Raw genomic sequence first — 12,527 nt, 5'->3', positions numbered from 1 at the left:
ACGCCGACCGCCTGCCGCGCGGGACACCGGCCTCGGCGGCGCGTCCCGGCACGTGAGCACACGGTACGCACGACCGGGCTCCTGACGACGACGGCGCCGGCCCCCTGTTCCGCACATGGGGCCGGCGCCGTCGTCGTACCGTCTCTCAGCCCTTCCAGGCGCGGGCCACCTGTCCCTCGCGGACCTCGAAGTTGAGGCGGCCCACCCGGTACTCCATGGTGATGATCGCACCGGGCGGGAGGGTCCTGACGGACGACCACCCCCGTTGCCTGGCCCGCTCTTCGGCGTCCACGGCGTCGAGTCCGACGTAGTCCTCCGGGCTGTCCTGGGGCTCCTCTGCGGGAGCGGGAATCGGTGCCATACCGCCACGCTAGGCCCGTCGATCGCCCCGCGTGAACCCCGAGTTCCCACTTCTGGTCACGCTTCAGTCACAGGATCACGCACCGTGTTTCGGCCCGTACCTGTCACACATACGAGCGGTTCCAGCCATATTCGAACGCAATTCCTGCAACCCCCGCCGCCTCCGAGAAATCCCGTCAATTCCCGCCCCCGCATTCGTTTCCCGACCCTCCACCGCATTCCCCGCCCCGACCTGACACCCCATAAGAAATACACACCCACTTCACACCGACCTCGGCGGAGGCGGAGAGGCGAAGACCGGAGGGCACAGGGCCTGACGGCCACAGCAAGAGGGCCGCACCTCCGTCGGTGAGGCGTCGCGGCTGCTCGCGATTACGTGGCCGGCCGGCGTCCCGGTCCGACCCGCACTGTGCACCCGGCCCACCCACACGGAACCGGCCCACCGGCCCGGCACGCACGCCGACCAGTCCGCCGCTCACACGGCACCCCACACACCCAACCGACCCGCCCTCGGCCCGAACCCCGCCCCGTCCCCGACAGGGCCCGTCACCCCCGCCTCAACACACCGGCGCCCCCGCCGAAGTCGGCCCGCTCGTCGGCTTCGGGAGTCCGCACAGTGTCCCGGCGGAGATCTTCCAGATGCCGGCCTGCTCGACAGACGTGCCGGTGCGGTCCTTCGGGGCGCCGGCCAGGGTGTAGGTGACGGTGGCCCGCTTCGCCGAGTTGAAGGTGATCTTCTTGATCTCGATGCTCCCCTGGGCCGCGGTGTCCGCGTTGTAGGTCTGGAGGGCGCCGGCGAGGAGTCGGCCGTTCTCCAGGAGGGCCTGTCTCTGCTTGCCGGTGGTCCGGGGGTCGAAGAACTTGGTCCAGCCGGTGCGGATGGCCTGTTCGGCGGCGGCGGTGTCCGCGGGGGCTGTGGGGCGGGTCGCCGACGGGGACGGGGCCGGTGTCGCGCGGTTCTGCTTGTCATCGCCACCGCACGCGGAGAGGACGAGGAGGAGGACGACGGCGGCAGCCGCTCCCGCAGTGCGCCGGGTGCTGTTCCGGAGGGCCATCTGATGCACCACCAAGTGTGGACGTCGATTGACTGTTCGAAGGCATCTTGCATGCCAACGGCCGCCCGGCAAAAGGCACTTGGCCCACAGCGAGATCGAAACGGCACCTACGTCAGCCCCTCCCGCAGCGGCGGCCCGAAGGCGCCCGGCGGGACCGCCCGGCCCCCCGCCTCCGGCAGCACCAGCAGCGTGCCGAGGTTGAGCCGGTCCGGATACGGCCCCACGACCTCCTCGTTGGCCCGGTACAACGCCCGCCACCCGCCCTTGATCCGGTACTTGGCGGCGATCCCGGAGAGCGTGTCGCCGGACTTCACGGTGTGCATCCGCCCCTTCAGCCGGTACCGCGCGGAACACTCCGGCCACGCCTCCCACCCCTGCACGGCCAACACCTCCTGCGCGACGGCGATCTGCTGCTCCCGCGTCGCGAGATCCGCGCGCGGCGCGTACCCGAGCCCGCCGAACTCCTTCCAGGTGGCCGCCCAGAACTGAAGCCCCCCGTAATACCCGTTACCGGTGTTCGCGTCCCAACGCCCCCCGCTCTCACACTCGGCGACACAGGACCAGGGCCACCCGTCCCGAGCGCAGGCGTACGACACGGGCGCCTGCGCGGGTCCGGGCGAGGGAGGCGGCGGAGCCCCCGAGGCAGCCCCCACGGAAGCACCGACAGCGGTCAACGGCAGCAACGCCACCAGCAAGGACGCGACAAGAACCATCGCGTCACCGTAGACACCGCCCCCCGGCCCCTCACCCAGCCGTGCCGGACACGGCGGGGGCCCCACCCGGTCGGCGCACCGGATGGGGCCCAGCCCCCGGACAGGCGGACGGCTCAGACGAGCAGCCGCTGCCCGGGCATGATCAGGTCGGGGTTCCCCCCGATGACGGCCTTGTTGGCCGAGTACAGGCGCCCCCACGTCGTGCCGCTCCGCTCGGCGATCGCGCTGAGCGTGTCCCCCGCGCGGACGGTGTAGTTCGCCCCCGGCGTCGCACGGACGGTCCCGCGCGCGGCGTGCTCCGAGGAGCGCCCCGGCGCCGAGTTGGTGCCCGAGGTGCCCGAGCTCCGGTTCGAGGACCCGTTCTTCCTGGCCGCGCCACTCTTGTACGAGCTGTCGCTCTTGTACTTCTTGACCGACCCGGACCCGGACGACCCGGAGCCCGAAGCCCCGCTCCCCGCCCCGGAGCCGGCCGGCGCACTGCCATAGGCCCCGGCCCGCCCCGAGCACACGGGCCAGGCCCCCCAGCCCTGTCCGGCCTGGACCTTGGCGGCGACGGCGATCTGCTGCGCCCTGGAGGCCTGGTCGGCCGTCGACGCGTACGCGGTGCCGCCGTACGCGCGCCAGGTGGAGGCGGAGAACTGCAAGCCCCCGTAGTAGCCGTTGCCGGTGTTGATGTGCCAGTCGCCGCCGCTCTCGCACTTGGCGATCCGGTCCCACACCCCGCTGTCGGCCGCGGCGGCGTTGCCGCTCATGGCCAGCAGACCGAGGGGGGCGAGAAGCGCTGCCCCCGCGAGGACAGCGGTCGTGCGGACGCGGCGGGTGTTATCGGCACACTCGGACATGAAGTTCCCTCTCTACGGACCCGGTTCCCCCTGACGAGCGGGACGCTATCCACGTCTGGACGTCGATATCGCGTTCCGCCCCCCGTGCGCCGACGTGATGCTTCGGCGCGCTGTCTGTCCCAGCGCGGCCGGCGTACGGATCCCGGATGGTGCTCGGTGCACCGGCGGAGGAATCTAGGAGCCCTGACGAGCCGTTAGCAACCAACTGCCTGTTTCCGCAGGCCAGTTAAGGGTTACCGTAGGTAACAAATTCGATTGAACGGCCTTGACATCCCGTCATGTCGGTATTTGTCGACCATGAACCAGAGCGCCCTGTGAGTCACCTCACGGAGCCAACGCCCGTGACCCACCCGTTACTTGACCGTGAGTGTCCGAACAGAAGCCCAAAGTGACCGACCCTGTACGGCAACCCCGTTCAGTCCTCGAAGGTGCGTGACTCCCACCACAGGTCGCCCGTTGAGTCTGAATGAGCCGGGGACCCACCCCGGCACCGCATCCCGAGGGAGCCACCGTGCCGCGCATGCTCGACGTCAGCGACGAGGTACGCACCGAGATCGGCGACGAAGAAGCCGACCGGCTGCTCACCGGAGACAACGCCCCCGGCAGCTACGACTGCACGTCCTGCCGCACCCCGGGCGACTCCGAGCGCGAGCGCACCAGCACCGTCCTGTTCATCGGGGACGAGACCGCCGTCCTCGCCTTCGCCCACGCCGGCTGTCTGCCCTCGCAGGTCGTCCAGGTGACCGAGGAGCAGCTCCAGGGCGCCGTCCGGTCCATCAACGGCAGCGCCGCCGAGCCCGCGAGGTCCGGGCCGGAGCAGGCCGTCCTCGGGGTGACGAGCGGACTCGTCCTGATCGCCGGGGAGTTGCACCCCGCGCTCGTCGTCGAGCCGACCGGCCCGATCGCGCGCCCCGGCTCACAGGGCCCGGGGGACGACTTCCTGCCGCTCCTGATCGAGCAGGGTTTCCTGCCGGTGGCGGGGCTCGGCGAGGTGCCGCCGGTGCGGCACGGCTGGTCGGTGCTGCTCGCCGTCGGCCAACTGCACGCGATCCTCCAGCCGGGTCCCAACGGCGCCCAGCCGGCGGCCTGGTGGCAGGCGCACCAGCCGCTCCAGGTCACCGACGGCTGGCGGGCCGCCGCCAACAAGCACCAGCAGGTGCTGATGTTCGCGGCGCCGGTCGGTTCCATCGGCCGTCAGCCCCGCGAGGACCTCCTGCGCGACGCGCTCGACAAGGCCGCCGCGAACGGCCAGTTGGTGGCGGCGGCGCTGCCTCTCGCGGGCACCTGAGCCTCACCCCGCTCACACCTCTCCCACCGCATCCCTTGCCCGTCCGGGTCGTTTGGTCCTACGTGCACACATACGACACCTCCCTGTGGCCGTCCTACACGCCGTCCTACACCGCGATCCCGTCCGCCCGCCCCGGACAGGACACGCAGCCGGCCACCCCGATCTACGACGCGCTCTACGCCGAGTACGTCAAGTCCTTCCGGGCGCTGCCGGGCGACCGGAGCGGGGAGGAGGAGCTGGGGTTCACGGCGTTCGGGGGCGGGCCCGGACAGCACGGCGGCGGGTACAGCGGGGGCTACGCGGGGTCGTACAGCGGCTCCTACAGCGCCTACAGCGCGGGCGCCCAGAGCGCACGGCAGCAGGGGCAGTGGCAGCGCGTGGGGACGCTGGGCCAGCAGCAGCCGTCGTACCAGTACTCGGGGATGCAGCACATCCCGGCGGCGCTGCCTCCGGGGCCGCGCAGGGGGTACTGAGCACACACGAAAGGGCGGCTCCCCTCTCGACGAACCGAGGGGAGCCGCCCTTCGTGCTGCAACCGTTCTCTACTTCTTCTTGCCGCGCTTCTCCCGCACCCGCACCGAGATATGGATCGGCGTGCCCTCGAAGCCGAACTCCTCGCGCAGGCGGCGCTCGATGAAGCGGCGGTAGCCCGCCTCGATGAAGCCGGACGCGAAGAGCACGAAGCGCGGCGGCTTGGTGCCGGCCTGGGTGCCGAACAGGATGCGGGGCTGCTTGCCGCCGCGGACCGGGTGCGGGTGCGCGGAGACCAGCTCGCCGAGGAAGGCGTTCAGCCGCCCGGTCGGCACGCGCGTCTCCCAGCCCGCGAGGGCCGTCTCGATCGCGGGGACCAGCTTCTCCATGTGCCGCCCGGTACGCGCCGAGACGTTGACGCGCGGCGCCCACGCGACCTGCCCCAGCTCCGTCTCGATCTCCCGCTCCAGGTAGTAACGCCGCTCCTCGTCGAGCGTGTCCCACTTGTTGTAGGCGACGACGATGGCACGCCCGGCCTCGACGGCCATGGTGACGATCCGCTGGTCCTGCACGGAGATGGACTCGGCGGCGTCGATCAGGATGACGGCCACCTCGGCCTTCTCGACGGCGGCGGCGGTGCGCAGCGAGGCGTAGTAGTCGGCGCCCTGCTGGAGGTGGACCCGCTTGCGGATACCGGCCGTGTCGACGAACTTCCAGACGACGCCGCCGAGTTCGATCAGCTCGTCGACCGGGTCCCGGGTGGTGCCGGCGATCTCGTTGACGACGACGCGCTCCTCGTTCGCCACCTTGTTCAGCAGCGAGGACTTGCCGACGTTCGGGCGGCCGATCAGCGCGATCCGCCGGGGACCGCCGACAGCGGTGCCGAAGGACTGCTCCGGCGCCTCCGGGAGCGCCTCCAGGACGGAGTCCAGCATGTCGCCGGTGCCCCGGCCGTGCAGCGCGGAGACGGGGTGCGGCTCCCCGAGGCCCAGCGACCACAGGTACGCGGCGTCCGCCTCGCCGCTCTGCCCGTCCACCTTGTTGGCGCACAGCACAACCGGTTTCCCGGCCTTGCGCAGCAGCCGGACGACGGCCTCGTCGGTGTCCGTCGCGCCGACCTTGGCGTCCACGACGAAGACGACGGCGTCGGCCGCCTCGATCGCGTACTCGGCCTGCGCGGCCACCGACGCGTCGATCCCGAGGACGTCCTGCTCCCAGCCGCCGGTGTCGACGACCTTGAAGCGCCGCCCGGCCCACTCGGCCTCGTAGGTGACCCGGTCGCGGGTCACCCCCGGCTTGTCCTCGACGACGGCCTCGCGGCGGCCGATGATCCGGTTGACGAGCGTCGACTTGCCGACGTTCGGCCGCCCGACCACGGCCAGCACCGGCAGCGGCCCGTGCCCGGCCTCCTCGATGGCCCCTTCGACGTCCTCGACGTCGAAGCCCTCTTCCGCGGCAAGCTCCATGAACTGCGCGTACTCGGCGTCGCCGAGCGCTCCGTGTTCGTACTCGGAGTGGTTGTCGTCGTTCATGAAGTTCCGTACCTCGTTCATCGTGGTGATCGGTGGACGCCTTGTTTGGGCTGATCCACTACTAAGTGTCGCCTAGCGTCCGGTGAGCCGCTTGGCGTTTTCCAGGTGCGCGGTGAGCTGCTTCTGGATGCGTTCGGTGGCCTCGTCGAGGGCCTTGCGGGTGCGGCGGCCGGTGCCGTCGCTCGCGTCGAAGGGGTCGCCGAAGACGACGTCGACACGGGAGCGCAGCGGGGGCAGCCCCTTGAGCAACCGTCCCTGCCGCTCGGAACTTCCCAGGACGGCCACGGGGACGATGGGGGCGTTCCCGCGGACGGCGAAGTAGGCGAGGCCCGCGCGCAGCGCCGCGAAGTCGCCCTCGCCCCGGCTGCCCTCGGGGAAGATCCCGAGGACGCCGCCGTTCTCCAGGACACTGACGGCCTGCGTGACGGCGTTCCGGTCGGTCGACTCGCGGTCCACCTTGAGCTGGCCGATGCGCAGGAGGAAGGGGTCGAGGGGGCCGACGAACGCTTCCTTCTTGATCAGGAAGTGCGTCGGCCGGGGCGCGACGCCCATCACCATCGGTCCGTCGATGTTGTGCGAGTGGTTGACGGCGAAGATCACCGGCCCGCTGGCCGGGACCCGCCACGCGCCGAGCACCCGGGGCTTCCACAGCCCGTACATCAGGCCGACGCCGATCCGCCGCCCGACCTCGGCGCCTCTCTCCGAGGGCACCTCGGCCTTGGCGGGCGCGGTCTTGGAAGGGGTACTCACTTCCCGGCCCGCTTCTCCTCGACGAGGCTCACAACACACTCGATGACCTGTGCCAACGTCAGCTCGGTGGTGTCCACCTCGACGGCGTCGGCCGCCTTCGCGAGCGGCGAGGTCTTGCGGCTGGAGTCCGCCGCGTCCCGCTTGATCAGCGCCTCGCGCGTCGCCGCGACATCGGCGCCCTGCCCCAGTTCCCCGCTGCGCCGTGCGGCACGCGCCTCGGCGGACGCGGTGAGGAAGATCTTCAGATCGGCGTCCGGCAGCACCGTCGTCCCGATGTCCCGCCCCTCGACGACGATCCCCTTCTCGGCGCCCGCCGCGATGGACCGCTGCAACTCGGTGATCCGCGCCCGTACCTCGGGCACCGCGCTCACCGCGCTGACCTTGGACGTCACGTCCTGCGTCCGGATCGGCCCGGCGACATCCACCCCGTCGACATGAATGGTCGGCGCGGACGGGTCGGTCCCCGAAACGATCTCCGCCTTCCCGGCCACAGCCGCGATCGCCGACGGATCGTCGAGGTCGATCCCGTTGTTCACCATCCACCACGTGATCGCCCGGTACTGGGCCCCCGTGTCCAGAAAACTCAGCCCGAGCTCCCCGGCCACAGCCTTCGACGTGCTCGACTTCCCGGTGCCGGAGGGACCGTCGATAGCGACGATCACGGGCTGGGCGGCGCCGTTTTCCACGGGGAGACACCTTCCTGGTGCGTGGTGGTGGGGACAGGGGGCGACAAGAACGCCCCGCACAAGGTTACTGGGTGCGCACCATCAGCCCGTCCGGCGTCGGGCGAGAACCTACTGCCGTACCGACCAGCCCCGCTCCCGAAGCGCCGCCGACAGCAGTGGCGCGGCCTTCGGCTCGACCATCAGCTGCACGAGCCCCGCCTGCTGCCCCGTCGCATGCTCGATCCGCACGTCCTCGACGTTGACCCCCGCCCGCCCGGCGTCCGCGAAGATCCGGGCGAGCTGCCCCGGCTGGTCGTCGATCAGCACGGCCACGACCTCGTACACCCGAGGCGCGGACCCGTGCTTCCCCGGCACCCGCACCTGCCCGGCGTTCCCCCGCCGCAGCACGTCCTCGATCCCGGCCGCCCCGATCTGCCGCTTCTCCTCGTCCCCGGACTCCAGCGCTCGCAGCGCCCGCACGGTCTCGTCGAGATCCGCGGCGACGTCCGACAGCAGCTCCGCCACCGGTCCGGGGTTCGCGGACAGGATGTCGATCCACATCCGGGGGTCGGACGCGGCGATCCGCGTGACGTCCCGGATCCCCCCGCCGGACAGCCGCACGGCCGACTCCTCGGCATGCTCCAGCCGCGCGGCGACGAGACTGGACACCAGATGAGGCATGTGCGAGACGAGCGCGACCGCCCGGTCGTGCGCGTCGGCGTCCATGACGACCGGCACGGCCCGGCAGTGCGACACCAGCTCCAGCGCGAGGTTCAACACCTCCGTGTCGGTGTCGCGCGTGGGCGTCAGCACCCACGGCCGCCCCTCGAACAGCTCGGCGGACGCGGCCAGCGGCCCGGACTTCTCCCGCCCGGACATGGGATGCGTCCCGAGGTACCGCGAGAGGTCCAGCCCGAGCCCCTCCAGCTCCCGCCGGGGCCCGCCCTTGACGCTGGCGACGTCGAGATAGCCGTACGCGGCCTTCCGCCGCATGACGTCCGCGAGGACCCCGGCGACATGCGCGGGCGGCGCGGCGACGACGGCGAGGTCGACGGGGCCGTCCGGCGCCTCGTCGGTCCCGGCGCCCAGCGCCGCGGCCGTCCGCGCCTGCTCCGGATCGTGGTCCGCGAGGTGGACGACGACCCCGCGCTGGACGAGAGCGAGGGCGACGGACGTCCCGATCAGCCCGGTCCCGATGACGAGCGCGGTCCTCACCGGGCGACCTCCGTGCCCAGCGGCTCGCAGACCAGCCGACCCGTCTCCCCGGCGTCGTCCCCGTCCGACTGGACGGCCCCCCGGACCGCTCGTACCGCCACGCCACCGCTCCTCGCTGCTCCACCGCACTCTGGACCGTCCAGCGTAATCAGCCCCACTGACAACGGCTCGTCCGCCCGCCCCCTGAGACGTCCGGCACCTTTGTGCCACTCCGTCCCGCTTCCTTCTCGTTGCCGCCCTCCGGTGCCAGGATGACGCCCATGACGCTCCCCGCGACCCGCCGCACGGTCCTCCTGACGTCCCTGATGACGACGAGCGCGGTGGCGCTCACGACAGCCTGTGGTGGCTCCGGCGACGGTGACGGCGGCTCCTCCTCGGGCAGCACCCCCGGCGCGACCGACCTCGCGAAGACCTCGGACATCCCGGTGGGCGGCGGCAAGATCTTCACGGATCAGAAGGTGGTCGTCACCCAGCCCGTGAAGGGTGAGTTCAAGGCCTTCTCCGCCGTCTGCACGCACCAGGGCTGCACCGTCGCCACCGTCACCGACGGCACCATCCACTGTCCCTGCCACCAGAGCATGTTCAGCATCGCCGACGGCGCGGTGAAGGGCGGCCCGGCCCCCCGTCCCCTCCCCGCGAAGGAGATCACGGTGAAGGGCGACACGATCACCCTGGTGTGAGCCCGCACATCAGTCCCGGCAGCAGTTCCGGCAGCAGTCCCGGCATCAGTCCCACAGCGCCCCCAGCGTCACCAGTTCACTCCCGTACTCGATCCGGTCCGCCCATTCGCTCGGCCAGGCGTCCGCACCCGCGTACGCGCCCGCGAAGGCGCCGGTGAGGCAGGCGATGGAGTCGGAGTCCCCGGAGGAGCAGGCCGCGCGGCGCAGGGCCGTCACCGGTTCGTCCGGGAAGAGCAGGAAGCACAGGAGGCCGGTGGCGAGGGCCTCCTCGGCGATCCAGCCGGCGCCGGTGGCGAGGCAGGGGTCGGCTTCCGGGTCGGGCTCCACGAGGGCCGCTTCGAGGCGGTCCAGGACGGCGAGGCACTCGTCCCACCCGCGCGTGATGTAGTGCCCGGCGTCCGGGTCCTGACCGCGCCGCCACAGGTCACCGAGCCACGCCTGGTGGTAGCGGGTCCGGTTGGCCAGCGCGTACGCGCGCAGGTGGCCGATCAGCGCGGCGGGCCGGGTGCCCTGCGCGAGGAGCCGTACCGCGTGGGCGGTGAGGTCGGCGGCGGTGAGCCCGGTCGGGTGCCCGTGCGTCAGGGCGGCCTGGAGTTGCGCGGCCCCCGCGCGCTGCTCGTCGCTCAGCCCGGGAGCGAGCCCGATCGGCGCGACCCGCATGTTGGCGCCGCACCCCTTGGACCCCATCTGGCTGGCGTCCTGCCAGAGCCGGTCGGGGTCGTTCAGCAGCTCGCACGCCCTCAGGCACGTCCCTCCGGGGGCCCGGTTGTTCTCCGGCGAGTGGTACCAGTTCACGAACTCCTCGCGCACCGGGCGCTCCAGCCGCAGCGGCCCGAGCACCCCCCGGTCCATCGCGGACCGCAGCCCCCGCGCGAGCGCCAGCGTCATCTGCGTGTCGTCGGAGACGATCGCCCGCGCGGGCAGCGCCATCTGCCGCCAGGGCCCGCACTTGGCCTCGATCTGCGGCACGTCGTTGAACTCGGTGGGGAACCCGAGCGCGTCTCCCAGGGCGAGTCCCACGAGGGCCCCTGTGGCGGCGCGCTTGCGCACCGTGGTCGTAGAACTCATGAGGGGCGTCCTTCTGTGGAGGGCCGGACGAGCGGCGGGTGGAGAGCGGTGGCCGTCCCCGCGCGGTACAGGGCGGCGGGTTTGCCGCGCCCTCCGGTGAGCCGGGCGGCCCCGGTGGGGGCGGGCTCGACGAAGCCGGGGGTGGCGAGGACCTTGCGGCGGAAGTTGGGCCGGTCGAGGCCGGCGCCCCAGACGGTCTCGTAGACCTGCTGGAGTTCCCCGAGGGTGAACTCGGGCGGGCAGAAGGCGGTGGCGAGGCAGGTGTACTCGAACTTGGCGCCCACGCGCTCGCGCGCGTCCGCCAGGATGCGGGCGTGGTCGAAGGCGAGCGGCCCGGCCTCGTCGTACGGCGTCCAGCGCGCCTGCGCGGCGTCGCCCCCGCCGTGGGGTTCGGGCCCGTCGGGCAGGAGGGCGGCGAAGGCGACGGAGACGACGCGCATCCGGGGGTCGCGGCCGGGCTCGCTGTAGGTGCGCAGCTGCTCCAGGTGCAGCCCGGTGGCCTCGCCGAGCCCGGTCTCCTCGGCGAGTTCGCGCCGGGCGGCGGTCTCGGCGGACTCCTCGGGCAGCACGAACCCGCCGGGCAGCGCCCACTTTCCGGCGTACGGCTCCCGGCCGCGTTCGACGAGCAGGACGTGCAGGGCGCCCGCACGCAGGGTGAACACGGCGAGGTCGACGGTCACGGCGAAGGGTTCGTACGCGTGCTTGTCGTAGCCGTCCACACCCGCCCCCGCCCGCCCAGATTTATGGTCACCTCGACCATAAACCCGTCCCCGCTCCCCCGCAAGCCCCTCAGCGCCCCCAGGAGCCCCTTTCCCGCGCACGACGACGGCCGGCCCCGGAGAGCCCGGGACCGGCCGCCACAGAGCCGTACAGCCGCCTTCTAGAGCTCGACCTCCTGCATCAGCATGCCCACCTCGGTGTTCGACAGCCGCCGCAGCCACCCCGACTTCTGGTCGCCGAGGGTGATCGGGCCGAACGCGACCCGCACCAGCTTGTCCACCGGGAAGCCCGCCTCGGCCAGCATGCGCCGCACGATGTGCTTGCGGCCCTCGTGGAGCGTCACCTCGACCAGGTAGTTCTTGCCGGTCTGCTCGACGACCCGGAAGTGGTCGGCGCGCGCGTACCCGTCCTCCAGCTCGATGCCGTCCTTGAGCCGCTTGCCCAGGTCGCGCGGGATCGGGCCGACGATGTGCGCGAGGTAGACCTTCTTCACGCCGTACCGGGGGTGGGTCAGGCGGTGCGCCAGTTCACCGTGGTTGGTGAGCAGGATGACGCCCTCGGTCTCGGTGTCGAGCCGCCCCACGTGGAACAGCCGCGTCTCCCGGTTGGTGACGTAGTCCCCGAGGCACTGCCGGCCCTCGTTGTCCTCCATCGTGGAGACGACACCGGCCGGCTTGTTCAGCGAGAAGAACTGGTACGACTGCGTCGCGACCGTCAGCCCGTCGACACGGACCTCGTCCTTCTCGGTGTCGACGCGCTTGCCCTGCTCCAGGACGATCTCGCCGTTGACCTCCACACGCGCCTGCTCGATCAGCTCCTCGCAGGCCCGCCGGGAGCCGTAGCCCGCGCGCGCCAGCACCTTCTGGAGCCGCTCGCCCTCCTGCTCGGCACCCGGGAACGTCTTCGGGAGCTTGACGTCCTTCTTCCCGGCGTACCGCTCCCGGTTGCGCTCCTCCGCGCGGGCGTCGTACTCGCGCGAGGTCGCCGGGGCCCAGCGTCCGCGACCGCTGCCCGTGGACTGCTTCGGGCCGCCCTTCGCTCCCCCGCGCGCGGACGCGCCACGCCCGGACTTGGGGCCCTCCGGGGAGGCGCCGGAGTACCCGAACCCGGAACCCCGGGTGATCAGGTCCAGGTCGATGTTGTACCGGGCGCCGTAGTACGCCAGCGG

At 71.9% G+C, this 12,527-nt stretch carries 14 protein-coding genes; 3 read left to right on the top strand and 11 right to left on the bottom strand.

Annotated features, from left to right (window positions below; all coding sequences use genetic code 11):
- Positions 1-145: 145 nt before the first annotated feature.
- The 4 genes from ACVNF4_RS24240 to ACVNF4_RS24225 all read right to left on the bottom strand — a co-directional run bounded on the left by ACVNF4_RS24240 (position 146) and on the right by ACVNF4_RS24225 (position 2,970).
- Complete coding sequence (locus ACVNF4_RS24240; RefSeq protein ID WP_461804985.1) at positions 146-361, bottom strand: I78 family peptidase inhibitor; 216 nt, start codon at positions 359-361, stop codon at positions 146-148.
- Between the two features lie 556 nt (positions 362-917).
- A complete protein-coding gene (locus ACVNF4_RS24235) occupies positions 918-1,415 on the bottom strand; it encodes a hypothetical protein (protein WP_461804984.1) in 498 nt (165 codons plus the stop codon).
- Positions 1,416-1,522: 107 nt separating this feature from the next.
- Positions 1,523-2,128 carry a LysM peptidoglycan-binding domain-containing protein gene (locus tag ACVNF4_RS24230; RefSeq protein WP_461804983.1) on the bottom strand — a complete coding sequence of 202 codons (606 nt, stop codon included), beginning with the start codon at positions 2,126-2,128 and terminating at the stop codon, positions 1,523-1,525.
- A 113-nt stretch (positions 2,129-2,241) separates the two neighbouring features.
- Positions 2,242-2,970, bottom strand: coding sequence for a transglycosylase family protein (locus tag ACVNF4_RS24225; RefSeq protein WP_461804982.1), 729 nt, complete (start codon positions 2,968-2,970; stop codon positions 2,242-2,244).
- A gap of 511 nt (positions 2,971-3,481) precedes the next feature.
- Here ACVNF4_RS24225 and ACVNF4_RS24220 point away from each other — a divergent pair.
- Complete coding sequence (locus ACVNF4_RS24220; RefSeq protein ID WP_461804981.1) at positions 3,482-4,258, top strand: hypothetical protein; 777 nt, start codon at positions 3,482-3,484, stop codon at positions 4,256-4,258.
- A 62-nt stretch (positions 4,259-4,320) separates the two neighbouring features.
- Positions 4,321-4,731 (top strand): hypothetical protein, encoded by a 411-nt coding sequence (locus tag ACVNF4_RS24215; protein WP_461804980.1) that lies wholly within the window; start codon positions 4,321-4,323, stop codon positions 4,729-4,731.
- 69 nt (positions 4,732-4,800) lie between these two features.
- Here ACVNF4_RS24215 and der read toward each other — a convergent pair whose 3' ends face one another.
- From der to ACVNF4_RS24195, 4 genes are all read right to left on the bottom strand, one after another.
- A complete protein-coding gene (gene der / locus ACVNF4_RS24210; protein WP_461804988.1) occupies positions 4,801-6,261 on the bottom strand; it encodes a ribosome biogenesis GTPase Der in 1,461 nt (486 codons plus the stop codon).
- 72 nt (positions 6,262-6,333) lie between these two features.
- Positions 6,334-6,921 (bottom strand): lysophospholipid acyltransferase family protein, encoded by a 588-nt coding sequence (locus tag ACVNF4_RS24205; protein ID WP_461804987.1) that lies wholly within the window; start codon positions 6,919-6,921, stop codon positions 6,334-6,336.
- Between the two features lie 86 nt (positions 6,922-7,007).
- Positions 7,008-7,697 (bottom strand): (d)CMP kinase, encoded by a 690-nt coding sequence (gene cmk, locus ACVNF4_RS24200; protein WP_461804979.1) that lies wholly within the window; start codon positions 7,695-7,697, stop codon positions 7,008-7,010.
- A gap of 108 nt (positions 7,698-7,805) precedes the next feature.
- Positions 7,806-8,891 carry a prephenate dehydrogenase gene (locus ACVNF4_RS24195; protein ID WP_461804978.1) on the bottom strand — a complete coding sequence of 362 codons (1,086 nt, stop codon included), beginning with the start codon at positions 8,889-8,891 and terminating at the stop codon, positions 7,806-7,808.
- 260 nt (positions 8,892-9,151) lie between these two features.
- Between ACVNF4_RS24195 and ACVNF4_RS24190 the strand changes: the two genes are divergently transcribed.
- The gene (locus ACVNF4_RS24190; RefSeq protein ID WP_461804977.1) at positions 9,152-9,571 is read left to right on the top strand and encodes a Rieske (2Fe-2S) protein; all 420 of its coding nucleotides are present in this window, start codon (positions 9,152-9,154) and stop codon (positions 9,569-9,571) included.
- A 45-nt stretch (positions 9,572-9,616) separates the two neighbouring features.
- Here ACVNF4_RS24190 and ACVNF4_RS24185 read toward each other — a convergent pair whose 3' ends face one another.
- The 3 genes from ACVNF4_RS24185 to ACVNF4_RS24175 all read right to left on the bottom strand — a co-directional run bounded on the left by ACVNF4_RS24185 (position 9,617) and on the right by ACVNF4_RS24175 (position 12,497).
- Positions 9,617-10,639 (bottom strand): ADP-ribosylglycohydrolase family protein, encoded by a 1,023-nt coding sequence (locus ACVNF4_RS24185; RefSeq protein ID WP_461804976.1) that lies wholly within the window; start codon positions 10,637-10,639, stop codon positions 9,617-9,619.
- On the bottom strand, positions 10,636-11,358 hold the full coding sequence (locus tag ACVNF4_RS24180; protein WP_461804975.1) for an NUDIX hydrolase: 723 nt from the start codon (positions 11,356-11,358) through the stop codon (positions 10,636-10,638). The genes ACVNF4_RS24185 and ACVNF4_RS24180 overlap by 4 nt, the downstream gene beginning before the upstream one ends.
- Before the next feature lie 161 nt (positions 11,359-11,519).
- Positions 11,520-12,497 (bottom strand): pseudouridine synthase, encoded by a 978-nt coding sequence (locus ACVNF4_RS24175; RefSeq protein ID WP_461804986.1) that lies wholly within the window; start codon positions 12,495-12,497, stop codon positions 11,520-11,522.
- Positions 12,498-12,527 lie beyond the last annotated feature (30 nt).

The organism is Streptomyces sp. S6 (assembly GCF_054880855.1).
Note: the sequence above shows the minus strand (reverse complement) of the source record. Positions and strands in the feature narration are given on the sequence as shown.